Below are 22,991 nucleotides of genomic sequence, written 5' to 3' on the forward strand. Positions count from 1 at the left end.
TCCCATTGGATTTACGGAATTGAATGGGTTTCGGATGTGAAGGGGGTTTACTACTGCAATTTGAAGTGAAGGGGGTTGAAGTGTGTCACTCAATTGAGAGCTGTTAACCGAAACAAGCGATGTGGTGACCAGCAATCTTGACAGGCACCGTCAGTTGCAGTGGCGGGACATCGCGCCGGCTGGGATCGCGGCACGGTGTGTGTGAGATCATCCGTCGATGGTCACATCGCCGTCCGAGCATCAAGCGAAAATTCAAGCATGGATCCGTGCTGGCGTCGCGCCGCATCCGTCCGATAGCCTCGGGTGGGTCCGATTCGCGGAGACACTGCATGGAGGTAACGCGCTGCGCGATGCTTGTCATGCCTACTGGCACCTGGCCTTGCTTCAACCCGACGAGCCGGCGTATCCGATAAACGCCGGCAACCTGTTGCTCGAGTTGGAGGACTTCCAGAATTCCCTGTTTGCCTTTGACGAGGCGATGCGACGTGGCGGCGGCGATGCGGTCGCCTGTCACTTGGGGCGGGGGTTGGCGTTGCTGTATCTGCAGCAGTATCAACAGGCCGAAAAGAGCTTGCGCGAGGCCTGGAGACGGGAGCCGGATGCCTGCGATGTTGCGTTGGCGTATTCCCAATGCCTGATGGAGCTTGAACGCTTCGATGAGATCAGCGCATGCCTTGCGTATCTCGCCGAGCGCGACATGTCGCGGGCTCAGCGCGAGTCCTTTGCCTGGCTGCTGGCCCATTGTGGCGAAGAGGCGCGTGCCATCGCGCTGTATCAGGACCTGCTGGATGAGACCGACGCGACCCTCGAGCTGCGGATGCAGCTGGTGCTGTTGCTGGAGCGGCTCAATCGTCTGGATGAAGCCGCAGGCTATCTGCAGCATCGGGCGGTTGCCGCGGGCGACACAACGCCCATGACGGCGCTTGCCATGGGGCGAATGCGACGACGGCAGAAGCAGCATGCAGCCGCGGACGCCTGCCTGGAGGCCGGGCTTGCGGTGGTTGGGGAGGGGGCACTCGGGGCGCTGCTGGAATTCGAGCGCGCCAAGAATGCCGATGCAGACAACCAATTCGACGCTGCAATGGCTGCGCTGGAGCGGGCGCACACCCGTGCCGTTGTGGCGTACCAGCGCCGTTTTCCCGATCAAACGCGCCAGGCCACGTTGGCTTGGCTGGGGGACGCGCTGGTTGCTCCGGCACCGCAGGGCTGGCGGACCCTGGCCACGCACGATGGTCTGGATGATCCGACGTTCCTGGTGGGATTTCCGCGCTCCGGGACCACCTTGCTGGAGCGTATCCTGGATGCGCATCCGGCCCTGGACGTGCTGGATGAGCGGCCGGCGCTCGAAGAGGCGATTGCGTCCCTGCCATCGTGGGACGCCGTCCCGGAAGTCGGGCTGGACGAACGGCTGGCAGCTCTTTCCAGCGACCAGATCGCATCGGCGCGAGGTGTCTATTTCAACGTTGCCGCCCGCTATGTCTCGGTGCAGCAAGGCATCGTCGACAAGTACCCGCTCAATCTGACGCGGGTGCCCTACATCGCCCGGCTGTTCCCGCGCGCCAGGTATGTGCTGCTGCTACGCGATCCCTGCGACTGCGTGCTGAGCTGCTACATGCAGGCATTCGGTCTGCGCGGGGGCGCGCTTTCCTTCGCAACGCTGGAGTCCTCCGCCGAGACCTACGTTGAGGTGATGTCGTACTGGGAGCGGCACAGAGCCCTGGTGGATGCGCAGGTTCACGTCCTGCGGTACGAGGATCTGGTGCGTGACATGCCGGCGCAGGTCGCTTCCCTGCTGCATTTCATGGAGTCGGCCTGGGACGATGCGATGGCCGACTTCCAGATGCTTGCCCGATCACGGTCGGTGCGCATCAATACGCCCAGTTATGCGCAGGTGATCGAGCCGATCAACGACCGCGCGGTAGGGCGGTGGAAAAACTACCGTCAGCACTTTTCGCCGCGCACGCTGGAACTGCTTGCACCGTGGCGTCGTCGTTACGGTTATGCCTGATCAGCGTTGCGGAAAACGCAGATAGGTGGAAAGGATGTATTTGTCCCCGCTGTGGGGTGGCCTGCCCTGGTGGGCGTACATCCAGTATGGCGGAAACATCAATAGCCGCCCCGCGCGCGGTTCGACACCGACGTTCAGGCCGGGAAACCACGTTTCTCCCCCTTGGGAGACATCGTTGAGATACCACAGGAAGACCAGATAGCGGTCGCACACGCTGTTGATCGAGTCGAAATGCGTCTGGAAGCGCTCGTTGTCTTCGGCGCGGTAACGCTTGAGGATCAACGGACTGAGAAGCGGGCTATCGGGGACCGCGATGTCCAGGCCGATGTCGGCGTTGTAGCGTGCGAGTTGCTGGCTGATCCGCGAACGGAAAAAATCCAGGAAAGCCGCGTCGGACAGCTTGGAGATATCCAGCTCTGTCCAGGCACTGTCGTCCAGCCCGGGGCGCACACCACGGCCATTGCGTTGGTGAAATTGGCCCAGTGCCAGGAAGGAATCGATCAGCTTGGCGCACAGGTGCGGCGGCAAGCTGTCGTCGTAGGTTCGAATGAAGTGCCGAAGCTGATCTTGAGAGGAGGGCGCCGCGAATGCGGCGCCCTCTTCCCGGTGCTGCAGATCAGAACCGTGCAGTCCAGCGCATCCAGTAGTACCTGCCGATGGCATCGTAGGTCCGCAAGTCGGTGGAGGCATTGAAGCCGGAATAGACCAGCGGCGGCTGCCGGTCGGCCAGGTTGCGAACGCCGATCTGGATGGTGCTGTTGTTCAAGCTCTCCAGGCGATACCCCAGCTGGAAGTCGGTCTGGGTGTAGGACGGAACCTGGCGCTTGGCCACGTAGCCGTCGGTGCCCACTTCGGCGACGTCCGGTGCTTCATTGACATGATGGACGTAGCGGGTGGTCAGGCTCGCGTTGAGATTGCCGAAGGTCCAGGTCAGGTCGTTGAGCGCACGCCAGCGCGCAATGTTGCCAAAGCCCGACGATGCGGAATCCACGAAGGTGCCTGCCAGGCCCTTGCTCTGCGGAATGCCCGGGAACGCGCCAACATCGCTGCTCGGATCGCCGGACAGCAGGCGAACGTCATATTGGCGGATATAGGTGGTGTCCAGGTTCCACGACAGCTTGCCCCAGGCCGCTTCCTGCGTGTTGTAGCGGAAACCCAGGTCCACGCCGCTGGTGCGCAGCTCGCCGAAGTTGCCGATGGCATTGGTCATCTGGGCCACGTCACCTGCTTCGTCGCGGATGAAGGTGTCGCAGTAGCGCCCGAACTGGAAGCACTGATTCAACATCACCGTTTCCGGCAGCCGGGTGATGAACTGATCCAGGCTCACGCGCCAGTAGTCGGCGGTCACGCTGAAGCCTTCCAGCCAGCTCGGGCTGTAGACGAAGCCGTAGGTGAAGACGTCGCCTTCTTCTGGCTGAAGGTTGGGATTGGCGACCTGGAACGAGGTCACCTGGTTGCCGCTCTGGCGGAACGAGCCGTCAGGAGCAACGCCGGCGCAGGCGCGCGGGTCGGCGGTTGCCTGGCCCGAGTAGCCGTTGCAAGGATCGACGTAGCTGTTGGCGCTAGGCACGGTCGGCGAGAAGAGATTGCCGATCGTGGGCGCGCGGAACACGTCGGCATAGGTGCCACGGATCAGAAGATCCGAGAACGGCTTCCATTCCACGCCGATCTTGGAGTTGGTGGTGCCGCCGAAGTTCGAATAGTCGGAGTAGCGCGTACCCAGCGTCAGATTCAGCTTTTCGGCGAAGGGCACATCGGCCAACAGTGGCACCAATGCTTCGGCGTACACTTCGTTGACGTTGAATTCGCCGGAGATATTGCCGAACGTACACGCTTCCTGCGTGGTCAGGCAGACGGTTTCGCCTGGCGGGATGATGGTGAGGAAGTCGCTGGTGGAGCTGGCGGATTCTTCGCGGCGCTCGATGCCGACTGCCAGCGAGACCGTTCCTGCCGGAACATCGAACAGGTCGCCGGTTGCATTGGCGTTGTAGACCTTGAGCGTGTTTTCGTTGGTGTTGGTGATCGTGGGATTGATCAGGCTGAGCGCGTTCAACTGCGCCTGTCCGGCTGGAGTATTCGGGTTCGGGGCAGGGCCGAGGAAATTGACTGGCAAGCAACCATTGATCGCCGTGGCCGGATTCCCTGGTGTACGCACGCAGATCGGGTTGCCGGTGGCGGGGTCGATCATCGACGGGCCAAGCGCGGCGGCCAGGCCCGGGCTGAACAGGTAGCCCTTCACCGAAGACGACTGCGGCGAGCGCCCGTAGCCGTAAGACGCATCCCAGCTCCAGCTGCTGTCGCCGAACGCGCCGCGCAGGCCGCCGGTGATCTGGTAGGTCTCGGTGATGAAGCGGGTGGTACGCGTGGGAATGAAATCACGCAGACGCAGGCGTGCGTCGGTGATGGTCACCCCGAACGGATTGTAGAGGCTGTCTGCGCTGATCGGGACATTGTCCACCTGCGGCCTGCCGTCGAACGGCAGCGGTGCCAGGGCGAAGGAGGAGTCGGTCCGCATCCAGGAGCCGAGCACGAAGGCCTCGACGTTGTCGCTGAGCTTGTAGTTCCCGTTCAGGAACATGCTGGTGCGCTCTTGCGGGGTCAGCGTCAGGTTGCCGTCGGCCTGGAAGTTGTAGACATCGGTTTGCTGATTGAAGCAGCGGAAGTCCGACGGCGTGGAGCCGGAACGACCGTCGATGCGCGTCAGGGTGACGTTGGCGCCACCGCCGCAGTTGGGATCGCTCAGGTTGACGCCGGTGGCGTTGCCGCGCGGCACCACGTAACGGCCGGTCAAAATCCGGGCGGTACCGCCGATGCCCTTTTGGCCCGCATACAACTGGTAGGGCTGGCTGGAATAGGCACGATCGGCGGCGCGCACCTCGTCGGCCTTGTCGTAGCTTGCGCCCAGGATCAGGCTGCCACGGTCATTGGTCATGCCGAAGACGGCATCGTAGCGCTCGGTCGCCGCGTCGCCGCGCGACGAAGTACCGTAGTACGCGCTGGCTTCGACGCCGTCGAAGTTCTTGCGGATGATGAAGTTGACCACGCCGCCGATGGCGTCGGATCCGTAGATCGCCGAGGCACCGTCCTTGAGCACTTCCACGCGTTCGATCAGGCCCAGCGGAATCGAGTTGATGTCCACTGCGCCGTTGGCATTGCTGACCGTGCCGATCCAGCGGCGCCCGTCCACCAGCACCAGCGACCGGTTGACGCCCAATCCGCGCAGATCCACGGTAGCCGCACCGGCGCCGCCGCCATTGTTCACCTGGGGGTTGGTCGCGGCGCCGGCGATCGCGGGCGTGCGCTGGAGGAATTCGCCAACGGTGGCGGCGCCGGAACTCTGGATGGTCTGGCGGTCGATCACGAACACCGGGCTGGCGGTCTCCAGGTCGGCGCGCTTGATGCGCGAACCGGTGACTTCGATCTTGTCCAGATTGGTGGTGGCGCTGGCCGATGCGTCCTGTGCGAAGGCTGCCGGCGAATAGGCTCCTCCAACAACAAGCGCAAGGACAACGGCATCACGCAGTTTGCTTGACGTGCACTTCATGGGCTCTCTCTCCGAAAACGGAACGGGGGTTTTGCCTGGCAGGCGGATCTGAAAGTGCAGGTCCAAGGCGTCAGGGTGAACCGATGGTATATGGCCCGGAGAAAGAATTAAAGTGACGTTAAGCGGGGGTATTTCCTAAATGAAAACGCCACCGCTGGCGGCGGTGGCGTTGTCTTCACAGTACCGGTGGGGAGGTTACAGGTCTTGTTCGTACCGAACGTAAGGAACTGTACCGTCGCTATTGCTGTCGTTGTTGGGCGCGAAGGGATTCTTGCCGCGCGAGATCACGTTCTCGGCACCTACGGTGAGTTGGCCGCTCCAGGGGGTGCGCCAGGTCAGGCCCAGGCCCAGGCCTTCCCATTTCTCGGGCTGGCCAGGGACGTCCACGACACGGCCAATGACATTGGCGCTGAAGGCGCCGTAGCCGCCGCCGACGCTCAAGGTCTTGCTGTCCCACTGGTCGGCGATTGCCGGGGAGACGTCCGCCAGCGGAACCAGCCTTGCGCGGGCGTAGGTGCCGCCGATCGAGACGAAGCCCTCGCGGCCGATGTTCTTCTGGCCGAAGACGGTCAGGTCGTTCTGTTCGACGCGGGTCAGCGGCGCCTTGCCGGTGCCGTTCAGCCAGGCGGGGAGGGTGTCGCGCCCGCTGCCGGCGGTGACTCCAACACGGCCGCTGCCACGATTGAAGCCCAGCGTGCCGGTGACTCGGCGCGACGCCGCAGCGCTGTCTTCTTCCTCATCGCCGATGCCGGCGAGCAGGCAATGGCTGGCCAGTCCACTGATGTTGGTGCCACGGCTGCTGTTGCATAGCAGGCCCAGCGAGTCGCCCGAGGTCAGGCCGAACGCTGCATCCAGCGAGTTGCGACCGAAGTGCCAGCGCGCCCCCGCCTTCTGCTCGCCGGTGGGCTCCAGATACAGGAACGCTTCCACCTTGCCGCTGCCCTTGTTCCACACCGGCAGGATCGTGCTTTCGCGGACCTGCTGCGCATCCACGCCCGTGGATGCCGCAAGGGCAACCAGCAAAGCGAACGATAGGCGCAAGAGGTGTCGCATACGGGAGGTCAGACCCAGGGGCAGTTGTTAAGTTCCCGAAAGCGGGCACTGGAGGATGCTAGGGGGTTTATGATTATTTAACAAGTGCTCGCAGCCCCCGAAACACCCCGCAATGCTATCTATTGCAACCGTTCCGGTGCCTGCTGGGAGGGCCGCGCTGCGCTGAAAAGTACGGCCAGATCGGTCAACGGAAAGTGATACTCACGGCCGCAGAATTCGCAGCGCACCTCCACGCTGCCCGTCTCTTCTGCGGCGGCGCGCGCCTCTTCTTCGCCCAGCGACTGCAGCATCGAGGCGACCCGTTCGCGCGAGCAGGAGCAGCCAAAACTCAGCGGCTTGCTGCCCATCAGCTGGGCATCTTCTTCGTGGAACAGGCGGTGCAGCAGGTCGGCGCTGGCGACCGACAGCAGCTCCGGCGCGCCGAGCGTGTCGAACAGGGCGCCGATGCGGGTCCAGCCGTCGCTGTCGCCTTCGTCGCCGGGCAGCTTCTGCAGCAGCAGGCCGGCGGCCTGGTCCGGGCCGGCCGCCAGCAACAGGCGGGTGGGCAGCTGTTCGGACTGCTGGAAATAGGTCTCGAAGGCGTCCGCCAGGTCCGGGGACTGCATGCCGACCAGGCTCTGGTAGCGCTGCGGTTCGCGCGGGTCCAGGCCGGGGTTTTCGATGGTGATCGCCAACAGGGCGGCCTCGCCCAGCTCGCGCAGGTCGGTCGGCGCGTCCGCGCCGTCGGCCAGCTGCACGATGCCGCGCAAGGTGCCGGCGGCAGTGCATTCGGCAAACAGGGTGCGCAGCGTGTCGTTGCCGCGCAGCTGCACGGACAGGCGCCCGTCCACCTTGGTGTGGCCGGTGAACAGCGCGGCCGCCACCGCAGCTTCGCCGAGCAGCTGGCGGGCGGCTGGCGGATACTCGGCGGCGCCCTGAATGTCCTGCCAGGCCTGGGTCAGACGCACGTGGACTCCGCGCACGCCGGCGGCAGGCAGCAGGAAACGGGAAAGCTGATCGAGATCGGTCATGGAGACACCGGACGTAAGGGACGCCGGTTGCCGGATAATGCGGCAGGCATCGGGATTGAAGGTCGAAGCGAACTAATGGGGACGGATGCATTGGATGGCAAGCAGGGGACGCCACCGCGGCGCAGACGCTGGCTGCGCTGGCTATTGGCCGCACCGCTGCTGTTTGCCGCCGCGAGCGTGTTGCAGGTGCTGGTGCTGCGGGTGGTCGATCCGCCGATCAGCAGCATGATGGTGGGGCGCTATCTGGAAGCGTGGGGCGAGGGCGACGTCGGGTTTTCCCTGCAGCAGCAATGGCGCGACTACGAAAAGATCGCCGCCAGCCTGCCGATCTCGGTGGTGGCGGCAGAGGATCAGCAGTTCCCGATGCATCATGGGTTCGATCTGCAGGCCATCGAAAAGGCGCGCGACCACAATGCGCGCGGCGGGCGGGTGCGTGGTGCGAGCACGATCAGCCAGCAGGTCGCCAAGAACGTGTTCCTGTGGCAGGGCCGCAGCTGGCTGCGCAAGGGCCTGGAGGCCTGGTACACGGTGCTGATCGAGCTGTTCTGGCCCAAGCAGCGCATTCTGGAGATGTATCTCAACGTGGCCGAGTTCGGCGACGGCGTGTATGGCGCGCAGGCGGCTGCCCGGCAGTTCTGGGGCAAGGACGCGGCCGGGCTGTCGCCGACCGAGTCGGCGCGTCTGGCCGCGGTGCTGCCATCGCCACGCCGTTATGACGCGCGCCGCCCCGGCGCCTATGTGCAGCGGCGCACGGCGTGGATCCAGCGGCAGGCACGCCAGTTGGGCGGCGCTGCCTACCTGCAGGCGAAGTGAGCATGCAAGCGTGCGACGAGGTGGTGCCGGTGACGACCGAACGCCTGACGGTGGTGATCGCGGCCTACAACGAAGAGACCAGCATTCCGTTACTGCATCCACGTCTGTGCGCAGTGCTGGCAGGCCTGGCCGGCGTGCACACGCAGGTGCTGTATGTCGACGACGGCAGCACCGATGCCACCTGGGAGGTGGTGCAGGCGCTGGCGCAGGCCGATCCGCAGGTGAGTGCGCTGCGCTTGTCGCGCAATTTCGGCAAGGAAGTGGCGGTGTCTGCGGGCCTGGACCATGTATTGCCTGGCGCGGTGGTCTTGCTTGACGCCGACGGCCAGGACCCGCCGGAACTGATTCCCGAATTCGTCGCGCTATGGCGTGCCGGCTACGACAACATCTTCGGTACGCGGGTCTTTCGCGAAGGAGAAAGTTGGCTCAAGCGCAGTGCCGCGCATGCCTTCTATCGGGTGATCCGGCGGCTGTCGCGCACGCCGATCCCGGCCGATACCGGCGATTTTCGCCTGCTGTCGCCACGGGTCGTGCAGGCCTTGCAGCAACTGCGTGAGCGCCACCGTTTCATGAAGGGGCTGTTCGGCTGGGTGGGATTCCGGCAGGTGGCACTTCCCTACCGGCGCGCGCCACGCTTATCCGGACGCAGCAAGTTCAGCGTCTGGCGCTTGTGGAATTTCGCGCTGGACGGCATTACCAGCTTTTCCACGGTGCCGCTGCGGGCGGCGACGTATCTGGGCCTGCTGACGGCGGCAGTGGCCTTCGTATTCGGTACCTGGGTGGTCGTCAAGGCCGCATTGGTGGGCGATCCGGTGGCCGGGTGGCCGACGATGATGTCGGTGATCCTGTTCCTGGGCGGCATCCAGTTGATCGCGCTGGGCCTGATCGGCGAATACCTGGGCAGGCTGTACGACGAAGCCAAGCAACGCCCGTTGTATCTGGTCGATACCCAGTGCGGTGCTGCCGTGGACCTGGCCGGGCGGCACCAGACCACGCGCGCAGCGGGCTAGGCGGTCTGCGGGCCCGTTGGCCTGTCGCACTCCGGGAGGCGGACCACGTTCACTGCGCGTACTTGCCGCCGCAATCGCTGTCCTTGCCCGTGCCGGGTTCAAAGGTGGCCAGCAGGGCTGCCGGCGGTGCGATGCTGCCCAGCGCCACCGCGATGGCGCCGCGGATGCCCAGGGTCTTGAAGTCCGGCCGGAACGAGGGGTCCTTGAATGTCCCGGCAATGCGCAGCGGCGAGCGCAGGCTCAGGATGCTGCGGTCCTTCGGGCGTGGGCGGAGCAACAGATCCAGGGTTTCATTCTTCAGGCTGATGTTGCCTTCGCCGACGATGATGGTATCGGTGCTGTCGAAGGCCAGCGCGCGCGATTGCATCATTCCGTCCTGCACGCCGAAGTCGCCGAAGATGCAGCGCACCGGAATCTGCCGGTCCTTGGTGATGAGGTATTTCAGCGACTCGGCGATGTCCAGCCCGGCCAGCTCCATGATCAGGTTGCCGACATGGCCGCGGCCCATGCCCATGCCGATCGAGCCATCCGCGCTGCCCAGCATCGCGGCGATCGAATTGCCGCGCCCGCGCAGATCCAGGTCTCCGCCGATGGCGCCGGAGGCCTGCTTGGCGAGCGTGACATCGGGAAACAGCCGGTCCAGCCGGATGCCGCGGATGCCGGCTTTCAGATGGGTGGCGATGACCGCGTTGCGCGCATCCATCCGGATGGTGGAGCGGATGTCGCCACCGGCCACGCCGAAGTTCAGTGGCTCCAGCTGCAGCAGTCCGTCTTTCAGATTCAGCGAGGCATCCATATCATCCAGCGGCCAGGATGGCGCATTGATGCGTTGCGCGCGCCAGCGCACCTGCGCATCCATGGCGCGCAGTTTGGAGAGGTCATAGGGCGTGGATGGCAGGATGCGCGCGCTGGCGGCAAGGCGCGCAGCCTGTTGCTGCTGCTCGGCATTGGCCGATTCGTTGCCCCCGGTCTTGGGCGGTGCGCCGACAAAACCGGCCAGATCGTCGAAATCCAGGCGTTTGGACGCCAGGTCTGCGCGCAGGAACGGGCGCTTGTTGCGTAGGTCGATTTCAGCGGAGCCGGACAGGTCGCTGTCGCCGGCAGTGCCGGTGAACTTTTCGTAGCGCCATACATCGCCATTGCGCCGCAAGCGGCCATCCAGCGTGTAGGGAGGCGTGGACGGGATGGCCACGCCGGTCAACGGATACAGGTCCTGCATGTCCTGGCCACTGAGCGCCATCTGCAGGTCGAACACGCGGAACTGGAACGGGTTGGTCAGGGTGCCGCGCACATGCGCGCGCGTGGCACCGGCACGGGCGCGCAGATCGATGCGGAAGGGGTGTTCGCTCTGGCTCAGCTCCAGTGGCGACGCCGTGGCGCCCTTCACGCTGAAGGGCGCGCCTGTCCAGCGGCCGCTGCCCTGGATGCTGATCGGCGCAGCGCGTTGGTCACTGCGCGGCGGCGCCAGGCTGTTGATCGTCACATCGATATCCGAGCGGCCGGTGTCGTCGATGTAGCGCAGCCGCCCATTGCGCACCAGCAACCGGCCCAGGCGCGGCATGCTGCCGTCGCCGCCGCTGGTGTCCAACACCCAGTTGCCGGGGTGACGGTCGTTGCCGGCTTCCAGCAGTACGCTCGGATGCTCCAGACGAATCTCCGGCAGGCGGACCTCGCCGCGCAGCAGCGGCCACAGCTCCACATCGATCTCGGCCGCGTTCAACGTCGCCATCGCGCCGCGCTTGGACCAGTCCGCATTGCCAAGCTGCAGGGCTTGGCCGCGGATGGTGATGGTGCGGCCCAGATCCACGTCCAGATGACCCAGATGGAATTGGCGGCCAGTCTTGGCGCTGACCGCACGCTCGACCGGGCCACGCAGCCAGTTCCAGTCGAACAGGATCAGGAAGACGATCACAAGGACGGCAACGGTGCCGAGCCCGATCAGCCAGCGTCGCCGACGCAGTGGGTGGGAGGCGCGAGGATTGGCGGTCTGAGGCACGTTGGTCACGTGCGCATGGTTGGCGATCGCTCGTGCAGGGCGCGCGAACGCCCGCACCATCCTCCCTCACATCACTTGCTCGATCACCGCAACGAAGTGGCAGGCGCTACCGGCAAGCACGAACAGGTGCCAGATCGCATGGAAGTAACGCTGCGTATCGCGCTGATAGAAGTAGGTGCCCAGCGTATAGAACAGCCCACCCGCCAGCAGCCAGCACAGCGACCAGGTGTCGACCGAGCGTAGCAGCGGCTGGATCGCCACGATGATGAGCCAGCCCATGCCCAGATACAGCCCGGTCGACAGCAGGCGAAAGCGGCCGGTGAAGAACAGCTTGAAGATCACCCCGGCCGCAGCGATGGTCCAGATGGCGGCGAACAAGCCCCAGCCCCACGGGCCGCGCAGGTTGACCAGCGTAAACGGGGTGTAGGTGCCGGCGATCAATAGATAGATCGCGCAGTGATCCAGCACCTGCAGGCGCGCCTTGGCGCCCGGATGCGGGATGGCATGGAACAGCGTGGAGGCGACGTAGAGCAACACCAGCGTGGCACTGAACACGATGGAGGTAGCCAGCTGCCAGCCATCGCCGTAGATGGCGGCCAATGTAATCAGCACCGAACCGCCGGCCAGGGCGGCGATGGCACCCAGGCCGTGGGTCACGGCACTGGCAATTTCGTCGCGCAGGTCGGTGGAGGGGGAAGCGTCTGCGTTCATTCCAAAAAGGTACCGCAACTGCGAGCAATTCGCATTGCCGGCAGTGACGTGTGCCTATTGCGGTTCAAGCGCGGGTCAATCGACGGCCCTGGCATGCGCGTGTTCGCGGGTGGCCGAGAAGCGCACATCCGGCGCGCGTTCCTGCGCCAGTTGCAGGTTCACGCGGGTCGGTGCCAGGTAGACCAGTTCGCCGGCCGCGTCGATGCCCAGGTTGCCGGCATTCTTTTCGCGAAATTCCTCCAGCTTCTTCGCGTTCTCGCAATGCACCCAGCGCGCGGTGGTCACGCTGACCGGCTCGAAGATCGCATCCACGCCGTATTCGTCCTTGAGCCGGTAGGCCACCACGTCGAACTGCAGCACGCCTACCGCACCCAGGATCAGATCGTTGCTCATCAAGGGGCGGAAGAACTGCGTGGCGCCTTCTTCGGACAGCTGCGCCAGACCCTTCTGCAGTTGCTTGAGCTTGAGCGGGTCGCGCAGGCGCGCGCGGCGGAACAGTTCCGGTGCGAAGTTGGGAATGCCGGTGAACGACAGCGATTCGCCTTCGGTGAAGGTGTCGCCGATGGAGATGGTGCCGTGGTTGTGGATGCCGATCACATCGCCCGGCCAGGCTTCGGCGGCGATCTCGCGGTCGGAGGCCATGAAGGTCAGCGCGTTGGCCAGCTTGACCTCCTTGCCACTGCGCACGTGCAGCGCCTTCATGCCGGCAGTGAACTTGCCCGAACACACACGCATGAATGCCACGCGGTCGCGGTGCTGCGGGTCCATGTTGGCCTGGATCTTGAACACGAAGCCGCTCAATTTTGGCTCGGTGGCTTCGACACGGCGGCCGGTGGTGTCGCGCGCCTGCGGCGGCGGTGCGTGTTGCACGAAGAAATCCAGCAGCGGCTGCACACCGAAGTTGTTGACGCCCGAGCCGAAGAACACCGGGGTCTGCTGGCCGGCGCGATAGGCCTGCAGGTCGAACGGATTGCTGGCGCCCTGCACCAGCTCCAGCTCGTCGCGCAATTCGGCCAACATCTGCTCGCCGATCTTGGCAGCCAGGCCAGGTGCATCCAGCGACGGGAAGATGGTCGAGTCCTGGCGGGTGAAGTTGCGGCCCTGTTCGTACAGATGCACTTCGCCGGTGATGAGGTGTACCACGCCCTTCAGGCGCTGGCCCATGCCGATCGGCCAGGTGACCGGCGCGCACTGGATGCCGAGCACGGTTTCCACTTCGTCCAGCAGATCGATCGGGTTCTTGCCTTCGCGATCGAGCTTGTTGATGAAGGTCATGATGGGGGTGTCGCGCAGGCGGCAGACTTCCATCAACTTGATGGTGCGTTCTTCCACGCCCTTGGCCACGTCGATCACCATCAGCGCCGAGTCCACCGCGGTGAGCACGCGGTAGGTGTCCTCGCCGAAGTCGGCGTGGCCGGGCGTATCGAGCAGGTTGACGATCTTGTCCTCGTACGGGAACTGCATCACCGAGGAGGTCACCGAGATGCCGCGCTCCTTTTCCAGCGCCATCCAGTCCGAGGTGGCATGGCGGGCGGCCTTGCGGCCCTTCACCGAGCCGGCCATCTGGATCGCACCGCCGAACAACAGCAGCTTTTCGGTCAACGTGGTCTTGCCTGCGTCGGGGTGGGAAATGATGGCGAAGGTGCGCCGGCGCGCGGCTTCGTTGGAGACTTCGGACATGGGCGGTGCGCGCCCGGTCGGACGCCTGCAGAAACTGAGGAAGCCGGTGATTATAGCGGCTTCGGCGGGGCAGGCCTTTGCTGGCTGCCGGCCGGGCCTGCGCGGCCTGGCCGCCGCCGCCCTAAGGAGCTGGCGAGGGAAACTGCAGTTCGCCCTGCGGCCCCAGCATGCGGAACGGCAGCGAGACCAGCTGCAGGCCGGCATTGCGCTGGACCGAGAAATGCAGGTGCGCCGCGGTGCTATAGCCGGTATTGCCGGAGGCGCCGAGCCGCTCGCCGGTGCCAACCCACTGGCCGAGCCGCACCGCCATTCCGCCCGGCGCCAGGTGGGCGTACAGCGCCATGCTGCCGTCGGCGTGCAGCAGCCGCACCAGGTTGCCGCCGCCGGCAGCCGGGTCGTCGGCGCTGCCGGCGGTCACGTCCTGGCGCAGCTCCATCACCACGCCCGCGCGCGCGGCCAGTACCGGCGTGCCCTGTGGCAGCGCGAAGTCCACCGCATACCAGTTGGCCAGGTCGGTATGGCTGAAGTGGCCGCCGTAGCCCTGATCCACCTGCACCGGCTGGTCGCGGAAGGGCAGCTGGTAGTGCACCGGCTGCGGCTGGGCCTGCGGATCGCCAGCCACCAGCTCCAGCCTGAGGTTAAGCCCGGCGAGTGTGCGCTGGCTGCTGGCCGGATAGAGCCGGGCAAGCAGGCGGCGTTCGTGTGCCGCCAGCAGCACCGTCAGCGGCAACGGCGGCACCGCGCGGTAGTCCTCGCTGGATGGCGCGCTCAGCCGAACCTGTGCCGGCCCGGCCAGCGGATTGCTGACCCAGACCAGATAGACCGGTGCCTGCCATTCCAGCTGCAGCGCCGGGCCGGCGTCGGTCGCGGTGGGGAGCGGTTGGGTGGCGGTGGATGCGGAAGGCACTGCGGCCGGGCCGGGCCAGTGCCAGTGCAGTTGCGCAGCGGCAGTGGCCGCGCAGATCGGCAGCACGACGGCAAGCGTGGCGCAGATCGCGCAAATGCGGCGGCGAAACAGAGGATGGGACACGCGATCGAGCCGGGCGAGAGGGCGCAAGTATGCGGCCGGGCACGCCGGGCGGTGGTATCGGATGAAAATATATCTTTCCATCCGCATGAAGCGATTGACATCCCGGAAGTGGGGTGGCATCTTAGCCTCACCATCGAGACCGGCGGAGGGACAGGCCCTTTGATGCCGGGGCAGCCAGCGGAGCGCGCAAGCGCCCGCGTTTGGTGCCAAATCCTGCGGGGACCACGCGTCCGCCGAAAGATGGTTCGACTCGTGCCTTGCGCACGTCGAACGCGAGCTCCCGCGAAGCTCGATGGCCGATCCACCCCGGATATCGCCATGAGCCTCGTGACCACAGCATCGCCCACCACGTCTGATGACCTTGCAACACGCGCCGCCGAAACCGCCGGCCCCGCTGCCGTGCGCGGCGAACTGGTGGTGTCGCTGCCGATGCGACACGCCGGGCTGCGCACGCTGCGGCTGCGCTACGAGCTGGTCGGAGCCGCCAACGCGCCGGTCGTGTTCGTGGCCGGCGGCATCTCTGCGCACCGGCATCTGGCCGCCAACGCCGTGTATCCCGAGAAGGGCTGGGTGGATGGCCTGGTGGGCGCCGGCCGCGCGCTGGATCCGGCATCGCGTCGCCTGCTGGCGTTCGATTTCCTGGGCGCCGACGGCACCCTGGATGCGCCGATCGATACCGCCGACCAGGCCGACGCGATCGCTGCATTGCTGGATGCGCTGGGCATCACCCGCCTGCACGGCTTTGTCGGCTATTCCTATGGCGCGTTGGTCGGGCTGCAATTGGCCACCCGCCATGCCGGCCGCGTCGGCACCTTGGTCGCCGTCAGCGGTGCGCACCGCGCGCATCCGTATGCGGCAGCGTGGCGCGCCCTGCAGCGCCGCGCGGTGGCGCTGGGCCAGCTGCAATGCGCGGAACATCACGGCCTGGCGCTGGCGCGTCAGTTCGCCATGCTCAGCTACCGCACGCCGGAAGAATTCAGCGAGCGCTTCGACGCGCCGCCGGAAGTCATCAATGGCCGCGTGCGGGTAGCGGCCGAAGACTATCTGGATGCCGCCGGCGCGCAGTACGTGGCGCGCACGCCGGTGGCTGCCTACCTGCGTCTGTCCGAATCCATCGACCTGCACCGCATCGACCCCGCGCAGGTGGGCGTGCCCACCGTGGTGGTGGCGGTGGAGGGCGACCGTTTGGTGCCGCTGGCCGACATGGTCGGCCTGGTCGAAGGGCTGGGCCCGCGCGGCAGCCTGCGCGTGCTGCGCTCGCCGTATGGCCATGACGCCTTCCTGAAAGAAATCGATCGCATCGACGCGATCCTGACCACTGCCCTTCGCATCACCGGAGAAACCGCATGAGCTTTCGTGACCCTGCCGACGCCCCCTGTACTGCCGCCACTGCCGCCGTGCGCGCCGGTATCGACCGCGATACCGCCTACGGCGCGGTGACTCCGCCGATCGTGCTGTCGTCGAACTTCTCGTTCGACGGGTTCGGCAACAAGCGCCAGTACGACTACACCCGCAGCGGCAACCCCACCCGCGACCTGCTCGGCGAAGCGCTGGCCGAACTGGAAGGCGGTGCCGGCGGGGTCATCACCTCCACCGGCATGGGCGCGATCAATCTGGTGCTCAATGCGGTGCTGCAGCCGGGTGACACGCTGGTGGTGCCGCACGATGCCTACGGTGGCAGCTGGCGGCTGTTCAATGCGTTGGCCAAGAAAGGCCATTTTGCACTGGTCACCGCCGATCTCACCGACCCGCGTTCGCTGGCCGATGCGTTGGCGCAGTCGCCCAAGCTGGTACTGATCGAAACCCCGTCCAACCCGCTGCTGCGCATCACCGACCTGCGCTTCGTCATCGAAGCGGCGAAGAAGGTGGGCGCGCTGACCGTGGTCGACAACACGTTCCTGTCGCCGGCGCTGCAGAAGCCGCTGGACTTCGGCGCTGATCTGGTACTGCATTCCACGACCAAGTACATCAACGGCCACAGCGACGTGGTGGGCGGTGCGGTGGTGGCGCGCGATGCGCAGTTGCATCAGCAGTTGGTGTGGTGGGCCAACGCGCTGGGCCTGACCGGTTCGCCGTTCGACGCCTTCCTCACCTTGCGCGGGCTGCGCACGCTGGATGCGCGCCTGCGCGTGCACCAGGAAAACGCCGATGCCATCGCTGCGCTGCTGGACGGGCATGCAGCGGTCAACCAGGTGTATTTCCCGGGGCTGGCCTCGCACCCGGGCCATGCCCTGGCCGCGCGCCAGCAGAAGGGTTTCGGGGCGATGATGAGTTTCGAGTTGCACGGTGGCGAAGCGGCGGTGCGGGCCTTCGTCGATGGCCTGCGCTACTTCACCCTGGCCGAATCGTTGGGCGGCGTGGAGAGCCTGATCGCGCATCCGGCCTCGATGACGCATGCGGCGATGACCGCCGAAGCACGCGCGGCGGCCGGGATTTCCGATGGTTTGCTGCGGCTGTCGATCGGCATCGAATCGACCGAGGATCTGCTGATCGATCTGCGTGCCGGTCTGGCCCGCGCAGCAGCCACCCTGACCACAGCCAACCGCAAACAGGTCGACGCGTGAGCACTGTGCTGCCTGTTTCGCGCCGCGCTCCGGTCGCTGCGGTGAGGCCCACGCCGCGGCTGGCCTTGCTGGGCACTGGCACCGTGGGGCGCGCTTTTGTAACGCGCTATACCGCGCTACAGGAGCGTCAACTGCGGTTGCCGCGCTTTGATTGGCTGGCGAATTCGCGCATTGCGCACGACTGTGGCGTCAGTGCGGAACAGGCGCTGCAACAGGCCAATGCCGCCCCGCGCGGCCAGGCGGTATTGCAGCCCTGGGCAGAAACCACCGCGCTGCGTGCCGGTGATGTGTTGGTGGATGCAACTGCCAGCGATGTCGTAGCCGATTGGCATGTGGAATGGCTGTTGCGTGGGGTGCACGTGGTCACGGCCAACAAACTGGGGCAGGGCACTGCGTTGTCGCGGTCGCAGGCCTTGCATGCGGCGCGCCATGCCAGTGGCGCGCAGTACGGCGACAGTGCCACCGTGGGCGCCGGGTTGCCGGTGCTGAGCAGCGTGCGTGCGCTGGTCGCCGGTGGCGACCATATCCATTCGATCGAAGGCGTGTTGTCCGGATCGTTGGCATGGTTGTTCCATCGTTATGACGGGAGCGTTGCCTTTTCGGACTGTGTGCGCGAGGCAGTGGCGGCGGGCTATACCGAGCCGGATCCGCGCATCGATCTGTCCGGTGAGGACGTGCGGCGCAAGCTGCTGATCCTGGCGCGTGCGGCGGGTTGGCAACTGGAGTCCGAACAGGTGCATGTGGAATCGCTGGTGCCCGAGCGCATCGCGCGGCTACCGCTTGACGCAGTGGAGCCGCAGCTGGGCGCGCTGGATGCCGTGGTCGGTGCGCGTTGGCAACAGGCACGGGCTGCCGGACGTTGCCTGCGGTTCGTTGGGCGCGTGGATGCCCATGGTGCAAGCGTGGGATTGCGTGAGCTGGCGCTGGACCATCCCCTGGCCGGCGGTGCCGGGACCGACAACCGCGTGGCGATCGGCAGCGACCGCTATCGCACGCAGCCCTTGCTGATCCAGGGGCCGGGTGCGGGCGCCGAAGTCACCGCTGCTGCATTGCTGGACGATGTGTTGCGGATCGTGGCTGGGTGATCGGCCCGGCATGGAGTTGGGCCACCGTTCGGAAGTGGGTGCTGTGGCGATGCGCAATGACCTGAGTCGTCCCGCATCGCCATGCAGGAGTTACTGCGCAATCGCCTTCAACAGCGCCGCATTGAAGCGTGCCGGGTCTTGTACCTGCGGTGAATGTCCCAGGTCGGCGAATTCGATCAGTTTCGCATTCGGAATCGCGGCTGCCGCGCGCTTGCCTAGCTGGGTGTAATCGCCCACGCGTGCCTTGACCTCAGGCGGTGCGCTGTCCTTGCCGATGGCGGTGCGGTCCTTGAGACCGATGAACAGCGTGGTCGGTACGGTCAGTTTGGGCAGTTCGTAGACCACTGGCTGGTTGAATAGCATGTCCGAGGCCAGTGCCTGATTCCACGCCACTGCCTGCTTGCCCTTGCCCAATGACATGCCGGCCTGCATGCGCGCCCAGCGTTCGAACTGCGGTGTCCATTGGCCGCCGTAGTACACCTCCATCTGGTACTTCTTGATCCGTTCGAAGCTGGTTTTCAGCTCGTTGGCGTACCAGGCATCCACGCTGCGCCACGGGACGCCTTCGGCCTTCCAGTCTTCCAGGCCGATGGGAGCGACCAGGGCCAGCTGTTCGGTGGCGTGCGGGTACAGTAGCGCATAGCGGATCGCCAGCATGCCGCCCATGGAATGGCCGACCACCACCGCACGTTCGATGCCGAGCTTTTTCAGCAATGCATGCGTGTTGTCGGCCAGTTGTGCGACCGAGAACTGGTAGGCGGCCGGCTTGCTGGATTTGCAGAAGCCGATCTGGTCTGGCGCGATGACCCGGTAGCCGGCTTTGCTCAGCGCGGCGATGCTGTCTTGCCAGGTGGCGGCGCAGAAGTTCTTGCCGTGCAGCAACACCACGGTGCGCCCGTTGGGCGTGCCGGTCGGCGCGACATCCAGGTAGGCCATTTCCAGCGCCTGCTGTTGCGAGGTGAACGCATAGCTCTTGACTGGGTACGGGTAATCGAAACCTTCCAGGCGCGGGCCGTAATTGGTTTCCTGCGCCATCAGCGGACTGCAGGCCAGGGCGAGCGTGAGGGTGAAAGCGCGCTTTCGCATCGTGATGTCCATCCAGATCCAGACGCTGACGGTACCGCCACCGATGTGGTGGGGGCGTACAGCCGGGCGAGGTTGAACGGGCGCTGCAGGCGCGTTGCTGGCGATTGCGTGGGTGACCAAGTTGCAGTGCGCCGGCCCCTGTTGCCCTCATCCGCGCTTCGCGCACCTTCTCCCGCATGCGGGAGAAGGGCAGTGCATCATTCGCGTTGGGTGTTGCCCTCATCCGCGCTTTGCGCACCTTCTCCCACACGCGGGAGAAGGGCAGTGCATCCGTGCGTGCTCACGCGATTGGCTCAGCACTCGATGACGTTCACCGCCAGCCCGCCGCGGCTGGTTTCCTTGTACTTGTCCTGCATGTCGCGGCCGGTGTCGCGCATGGTCTTGATGACCTTGTCCAGCGAGACCTTGTGCTTGCCGTCGCCGCGCATGGCCATGCGGCTGGCATTGATGGCCTTGACCGCGCCCATCGCATTGCGTTCGATGCACGGAATCTGCACCAGCCCGCCGATCGGGTCGCAGGTCAGGCCGAGGTTGTGTTCCATGCCGATTTCCGCAGCATTTTCGATCTGGCCCGGGTTGCCGCCGAGCGCGGCGACCAGGCCGCCGGCGGCCATTGAGCAGGCCACGCCCACTTCGCCCTGGCAGCCGACTTCGGCGCCGGAGATCGAGGCGTTTTCCTTGTAGAGAATGCCGATGGCTGCGGCGGTGAGTAGGAAGTCGAAGATGCGCTCTTCCGATGCGCCTGCGCAGAAGCGGTCGAAGTAATGCAACACCGCCGGAATGATGCCGGCCGCGCCGTTGGTGGGCGCGGTAACCACGCGGCCACCGGCGGCGTTCTCTTCGTTGACCGCCAATGCGTACAGATTGACCCAGTCCAGCGTGGTCAGTGGGTCGCGCATGGCCGCTTCCGGCTTGGACGAGAGCTCGCGATACAGCGCCGGCGCACGCCGCGAGACGTTCAGGCCGCCGGGTAGGGTGCCTTCCTCGCGGATGCCGCGCGTCACGCAGGACTGCATCGCATTCCAGAGTTCGCGCAGGCCATGACGGATCTCTTCTTCGCTGCGCCAGCTCTTTTCGTTCTCGAACATCAGCGCGGCAATGCTCAAGCCGCTGCGCGCGCATTGCGCCAGCAGTTCGTCGCCGCTGAGGAACGGATACGGCAGTGGCGTTTCATCGGCCACGATGCGGTCGTCGGCCGCATCGTCCTGGTTGACCACGAAGCCGCCGCCGACCGAGTAGTAATCGCGCGTGGCGATCACCGCTTCATTGGCGTCGTAGGCGGTGAAGCGCATGCCATTGGTGTGGTACGGCAGCTTCTGCCGCTTGTTCATCGGCAGGTCGCGTTTTTCGTCGAAGCCGATGGCGTGCTGGCCCATCAGGGTGAGGCGCTTGCTGGCGCGGATGCGCTCCAGCGTGGCCGGGATGATGTCCGGGTCGATCAGGTTGGGGCGGTGGCCTTCCAGCCCGAGCAACACCGCCTTGTCGGTGCCATGGCCACGGCCGGTGAGCGCCAGCGAGCCGAACACTTCGGCGCGGATGCGCACCACCTCGTGCAGGCGGCCCGCGTCGAGCAACCAACGGTGCACGAAGCGCTCGGCGGCACGCATCGGCCCCACGGTGTGGGAAGAACTGGGGCCGATACCGATCTTGAAGAGGTCGAACGTGCTGACAGCCATGGGTGCCGTAAGGTGAGCGTAAAGGCGGCTATTCTAGTCGTTCGGCGATTGCGGCACGGCTGCAGCGCAGCATGAGACCTCCACATGGCCCTGACCCTGTACCAGCGCGACGACTGCCACCTGTGCGATCAGGCCATCGCCGTACTGGCGCAGGTGCGTGCGGGCGACTTCTGCAGCGTGTTCATCGATGACGACGACGCACTGGAGGCCGCCTATGGCCCAAGGGTGCCGGTGCTGCGCGATGCACAGGGGCGCGAGCTGGATTGGCCGTTCGATGGCATCGGTCTGCGTGCGTGGCTGGATGCGGGCATGCGTTGATGTGCTGCTTGCGGACCTGGTCTGCGTCTGGCGTTCCCGGCGTCGCTGTTCAACGGCACCACTGGTCCTCGCAGGGCACGCCGTCGTTGTCGCCGTCCATCTTTGTTTCGGGGCAGTTGCGCAGCACCCAGGCGGCATCTTCGCAGGAGGTCATCTGCGAACAGTGTTTGCGCCCGCCGCAGCTGTAGTGCGGCATGGGGGTGGATGTGGCTGACGTTCTGCTCGCCGTTGCAGGTGCCGTCACCGATGGCGAGCTCTGGAGCGCTGCGCGGTCTGGCAGCGTCCTGTTTGCCGGTGCCCGTGCCGGAACCGCTGAAGAAGTTTCAGCGGGCGCAGGCTTTGGTAGCAGCATGTCCCGATTGAGATACGCATAGCCGCCAGTACCTGCGGCAAGCAGCAGCAACATGACCTTGCCCAGCCCGAGAGAACGATGCGTCGATGGCGATCGTGCTGCCATATGCTGACGGCGTGAGCCACGTCCGGCTGCATGCTCGCCGGCACGTATGACGCGCACCGCGCGCAGGCGACCATCCGGGCCAGGCTCGGTTTCGAAGGAGATCACCTCGCCGATGCGCGGGGACTCGAAGCCGCGCGGAAACGCGGAGATGTGCACGAACAGGTCATCTCCAGGCTGGGCCGGGGTAATGAAGCCGAAACCGCGGTCAGTATTCCAGTGGGTCAACGTTCCGTGTGTGCGCATCGTTCGCGTCCTCGAAGTCAGTCCCCAGTCTAGCTGTCGTGCGGTGTCATTCCATGCAGCAGGGACAAAAAAAAGCGGCGGACCCGACGAGGGTGTCCGCCGCTCAGTGGCCGCGTCCGGTTGCGGCCTGTGGCGTTACTTCGCCTTCAACACGACCTTGGTGCTGATCGCGGTTTCGTTGGGAATGGTCTTGGTGTCGGCCCAGTCACCACCGCCCACGCCGAAGTCCAGCCGCTTCACCACGGCCTTGCCGGCCAGCACTGGCTGCGCGCCGGGGGTCCAGGTGAAGGTCAGCGTGACCGGCTTGCTGACCCCGCGCAGCTCCAGGGTGCCGTCGGCGGCGTACTGGTTGCCGCCCAGGGCACGGAATTTATCGGCGCGATACCGCGCCGTGGCGAACTTGGCGACGTTGAAGAAGTCCGGACCCTGCAGGGTCGAGTCGCGGTCGTTGTTGCCGCTGACCGCGCTGGCCAGTGGAATGCGCACGTCGAGTCTGGCGCCGGCCAGGTTGGCCGGATCGAAACTCAGCGTGGTATCGAAGCCGGGGAACTTGCCGGTGAACACTTCGCCGTCGTATTTGCTGGCGAACGCCAGCGTGGAGCCGGGGGCCTGGACATAGTCGGCGGCCAGCACCGGGGCAGCCGCAAGAGTGGCCACCAACGACGCGGCGACCAGCAGGGGAGAGGCGGACAGCTTGGACGACATGG

At 65.5% G+C, this 22,991-nt stretch carries 18 protein-coding genes, 1 pseudogene and 1 riboswitch; of the genes and pseudogenes, 7 read left to right on the forward strand and 12 right to left on the reverse strand.

What is annotated here, in order from left to right; translation table 11 throughout:
• The first annotated feature begins 217 nt into the window (after positions 1-217).
• Positions 218-2,008: a tetratricopeptide repeat-containing sulfotransferase family protein gene (locus XcuCFBP2542_RS07885; protein ID WP_104603051.1), complete on the forward strand. Its 1,791-nt coding sequence runs from the start codon at positions 218-220 to the stop codon at positions 2,006-2,008.
• Here the strand turns inward: XcuCFBP2542_RS07885 and XcuCFBP2542_RS07890 are convergent, their stop codons facing one another.
• The 4 genes from XcuCFBP2542_RS07890 to hslO form a co-directional block, all read right to left on the reverse strand.
• On the reverse strand, positions 2,009-2,536 hold the full coding sequence (locus tag XcuCFBP2542_RS07890; RefSeq protein ID WP_223214331.1) for a 2OG-Fe(II) oxygenase: 528 nt from the start codon (positions 2,534-2,536) through the stop codon (positions 2,009-2,011). It lies immediately after the preceding gene.
• Between the two features lie 88 nt (positions 2,537-2,624).
• Positions 2,625-5,552, reverse strand: coding sequence for a TonB-dependent receptor plug domain-containing protein (locus tag XcuCFBP2542_RS07895; RefSeq protein ID WP_104603053.1), 2,928 nt, complete (start codon positions 5,550-5,552; stop codon positions 2,625-2,627).
• A 195-nt stretch (positions 5,553-5,747) separates the two neighbouring features.
• Entirely contained in the window at positions 5,748-6,572 is an 825-nt protein-coding gene (locus XcuCFBP2542_RS07900; RefSeq protein WP_211292986.1) for an XOO1806 family protein, read from the reverse strand.
• Positions 6,573-6,724: 152 nt separating this feature from the next.
• Positions 6,725-7,615: an Hsp33 family molecular chaperone HslO gene (gene hslO, locus XcuCFBP2542_RS07905; RefSeq protein ID WP_104603055.1), complete on the reverse strand. Its 891-nt coding sequence runs from the start codon at positions 7,613-7,615 to the stop codon at positions 6,725-6,727.
• Positions 7,616-7,690: 75 nt separating this feature from the next.
• Here hslO and mtgA point away from each other — a divergent pair, with 75 nt between their 5' ends.
• Together mtgA and XcuCFBP2542_RS07915 are read left to right on the forward strand one after the other, a co-directional pair.
• Entirely contained in the window at positions 7,691-8,428 is a 738-nt protein-coding gene (gene mtgA, locus XcuCFBP2542_RS07910; protein WP_104603056.1) for a monofunctional biosynthetic peptidoglycan transglycosylase, read from the forward strand.
• Positions 8,429-8,430: 2 nt separating this feature from the next.
• Positions 8,431-9,438 carry a glycosyltransferase family 2 protein gene (locus XcuCFBP2542_RS07915; RefSeq protein WP_104603057.1) on the forward strand — a complete coding sequence of 336 codons (1,008 nt, stop codon included), beginning with the start codon at positions 8,431-8,433 and terminating at the stop codon, positions 9,436-9,438.
• Positions 9,439-9,487: 49 nt separating this feature from the next.
• Here XcuCFBP2542_RS07915 and XcuCFBP2542_RS07920 read toward each other — a convergent pair whose 3' ends face one another.
• The 4 genes and pseudogenes from XcuCFBP2542_RS07920 to XcuCFBP2542_RS07935 form a co-directional block, all read right to left on the reverse strand.
• Positions 9,488-11,380: an AsmA family protein gene (locus XcuCFBP2542_RS07920; protein ID WP_249027630.1), complete on the reverse strand. Its 1,893-nt coding sequence runs from the start codon at positions 11,378-11,380 to the stop codon at positions 9,488-9,490.
• 120 nt (positions 11,381-11,500) lie between these two features.
• Positions 11,501-12,145 (reverse strand): PAQR family membrane homeostasis protein TrhA, encoded by a 645-nt coding sequence (trhA, locus tag XcuCFBP2542_RS07925; RefSeq protein WP_104603059.1) that lies wholly within the window; start codon positions 12,143-12,145, stop codon positions 11,501-11,503.
• A gap of 75 nt (positions 12,146-12,220) precedes the next feature.
• Complete coding sequence (locus XcuCFBP2542_RS07930; protein ID WP_104603060.1) at positions 12,221-13,825, reverse strand: peptide chain release factor 3; 1,605 nt, start codon at positions 13,823-13,825, stop codon at positions 12,221-12,223.
• A gap of 121 nt (positions 13,826-13,946) precedes the next feature.
• Positions 13,947-14,826, reverse strand: a pseudogene (locus XcuCFBP2542_RS07935) (M23 family metallopeptidase).
• A gap of 156 nt (positions 14,827-14,982) precedes the next feature.
• Positions 14,983-15,102, forward strand: a riboswitch (SAM riboswitch).
• A gap of 71 nt (positions 15,103-15,173) precedes the next feature.
• On the opposite strand from XcuCFBP2542_RS07935, the gene metX reads away from it, so the two are divergent.
• From metX to XcuCFBP2542_RS07950, 3 genes are read left to right on the forward strand one after another with little or no spacing between them, the layout of a single operon-like run.
• Positions 15,174-16,205: a homoserine O-succinyltransferase MetX gene (gene metX / locus XcuCFBP2542_RS07940; protein ID WP_104603062.1), complete on the forward strand. Its 1,032-nt coding sequence runs from the start codon at positions 15,174-15,176 to the stop codon at positions 16,203-16,205.
• Positions 16,202-17,419, forward strand: coding sequence for an O-succinylhomoserine (thiol)-lyase (locus XcuCFBP2542_RS07945; RefSeq protein ID WP_104603063.1), 1,218 nt, complete (start codon positions 16,202-16,204; stop codon positions 17,417-17,419). The genes metX and XcuCFBP2542_RS07945 overlap by 4 nt, the downstream gene beginning before the upstream one ends.
• Positions 17,416-18,504, forward strand: a complete 1,089-nt coding sequence (locus tag XcuCFBP2542_RS07950) for a homoserine dehydrogenase family protein (protein WP_167526920.1) — start codon at positions 17,416-17,418, stop codon at positions 18,502-18,504. Before XcuCFBP2542_RS07945 ends, XcuCFBP2542_RS07950 begins: the two co-directional genes overlap by 4 nt.
• A gap of 90 nt (positions 18,505-18,594) precedes the next feature.
• On the opposite strand, the gene XcuCFBP2542_RS07955 is transcribed toward XcuCFBP2542_RS07950, so the two are convergent.
• Both XcuCFBP2542_RS07955 and XcuCFBP2542_RS07960 read right to left on the reverse strand, forming a co-directional pair.
• Positions 18,595-19,602, reverse strand: coding sequence for an alpha/beta fold hydrolase (locus XcuCFBP2542_RS07955; protein ID WP_104603065.1), 1,008 nt, complete (start codon positions 19,600-19,602; stop codon positions 18,595-18,597).
• Positions 19,603-19,883: 281 nt separating this feature from the next.
• Positions 19,884-21,266, reverse strand: a complete 1,383-nt coding sequence (locus XcuCFBP2542_RS07960; RefSeq protein ID WP_104603066.1) for an L-serine ammonia-lyase — start codon at positions 21,264-21,266, stop codon at positions 19,884-19,886.
• Positions 21,267-21,350: 84 nt separating this feature from the next.
• Between XcuCFBP2542_RS07960 and XcuCFBP2542_RS07965 the strand changes: the two genes are divergently transcribed.
• Entirely contained in the window at positions 21,351-21,584 is a 234-nt protein-coding gene (locus tag XcuCFBP2542_RS07965) for a glutaredoxin family protein (RefSeq protein ID WP_104603067.1), read from the forward strand.
• A gap of 49 nt (positions 21,585-21,633) precedes the next feature.
• On the opposite strand, the gene XcuCFBP2542_RS07970 is transcribed toward XcuCFBP2542_RS07965, so the two are convergent.
• Positions 21,634-22,284 carry a cold shock domain-containing protein gene (locus tag XcuCFBP2542_RS07970; protein ID WP_104603068.1) on the reverse strand — a complete coding sequence of 217 codons (651 nt, stop codon included), beginning with the start codon at positions 22,282-22,284 and terminating at the stop codon, positions 21,634-21,636.
• 135 nt (positions 22,285-22,419) lie between these two features.
• The gene (locus XcuCFBP2542_RS07975; RefSeq protein WP_104603069.1) at positions 22,420-22,989 is read right to left on the reverse strand and encodes a YceI family protein; all 570 of its coding nucleotides are present in this window, start codon (positions 22,987-22,989) and stop codon (positions 22,420-22,422) included.
• Between the last annotated feature and the right edge of the window lie 2 nt (positions 22,990-22,991).

Source organism: Xanthomonas cucurbitae (assembly GCF_002939885.1).
GTDB classification, from domain to species: Bacteria; Pseudomonadota; Gammaproteobacteria; order Xanthomonadales; family Xanthomonadaceae; genus Xanthomonas; species Xanthomonas cucurbitae.

Coding starts and splice junctions, on each gene's coding strand:
- XcuCFBP2542_RS07885 (WP_104603051.1), top strand. CDS start 218: ATGGTCACATCGCCGTCCGAGCATCAAGCGAAAATTCAAGCATGGATC.
- XcuCFBP2542_RS07895 (WP_104603053.1), bottom strand. CDS start 5,552: ATGAAGTGCACGTCAAGCAAACTGCGTGATGCCGTTGTCCTTGCGCTT.
- hslO (WP_104603055.1), bottom strand. CDS start 7,615: ATGACCGATCTCGATCAGCTTTCCCGTTTCCTGCTGCCTGCCGCCGGC.
- mtgA (WP_104603056.1), top strand. CDS start 7,691: ATGGGGACGGATGCATTGGATGGCAAGCAGGGGACGCCACCGCGGCGC.
- XcuCFBP2542_RS07915 (WP_104603057.1), top strand. CDS start 8,431: ATGCAAGCGTGCGACGAGGTGGTGCCGGTGACGACCGAACGCCTGACG.
- trhA (WP_104603059.1), bottom strand. CDS start 12,145: ATGAACGCAGACGCTTCCCCCTCCACCGACCTGCGCGACGAAATTGCC.
- XcuCFBP2542_RS07930 (WP_104603060.1), bottom strand. CDS start 13,825: ATGTCCGAAGTCTCCAACGAAGCCGCGCGCCGGCGCACCTTCGCCATC.
- metX (WP_104603062.1), top strand. CDS start 15,174: ATGAGCCTCGTGACCACAGCATCGCCCACCACGTCTGATGACCTTGCA.
- XcuCFBP2542_RS07945 (WP_104603063.1), top strand. CDS start 16,202: ATGAGCTTTCGTGACCCTGCCGACGCCCCCTGTACTGCCGCCACTGCC.
- XcuCFBP2542_RS07955 (WP_104603065.1), bottom strand. CDS start 19,602: ATGGACATCACGATGCGAAAGCGCGCTTTCACCCTCACGCTCGCCCTG.
- XcuCFBP2542_RS07960 (WP_104603066.1), bottom strand. CDS start 21,266: ATGGCTGTCAGCACGTTCGACCTCTTCAAGATCGGTATCGGCCCCAGT.
- XcuCFBP2542_RS07965 (WP_104603067.1), top strand. CDS start 21,351: ATGGCCCTGACCCTGTACCAGCGCGACGACTGCCACCTGTGCGATCAG.
- XcuCFBP2542_RS07970 (WP_104603068.1), bottom strand. CDS start 22,284: ATGCGCACACACGGAACGTTGACCCACTGGAATACTGACCGCGGTTTC.
- XcuCFBP2542_RS07975 (WP_104603069.1), bottom strand. CDS start 22,989: ATGTCGTCCAAGCTGTCCGCCTCTCCCCTGCTGGTCGCCGCGTCGTTG.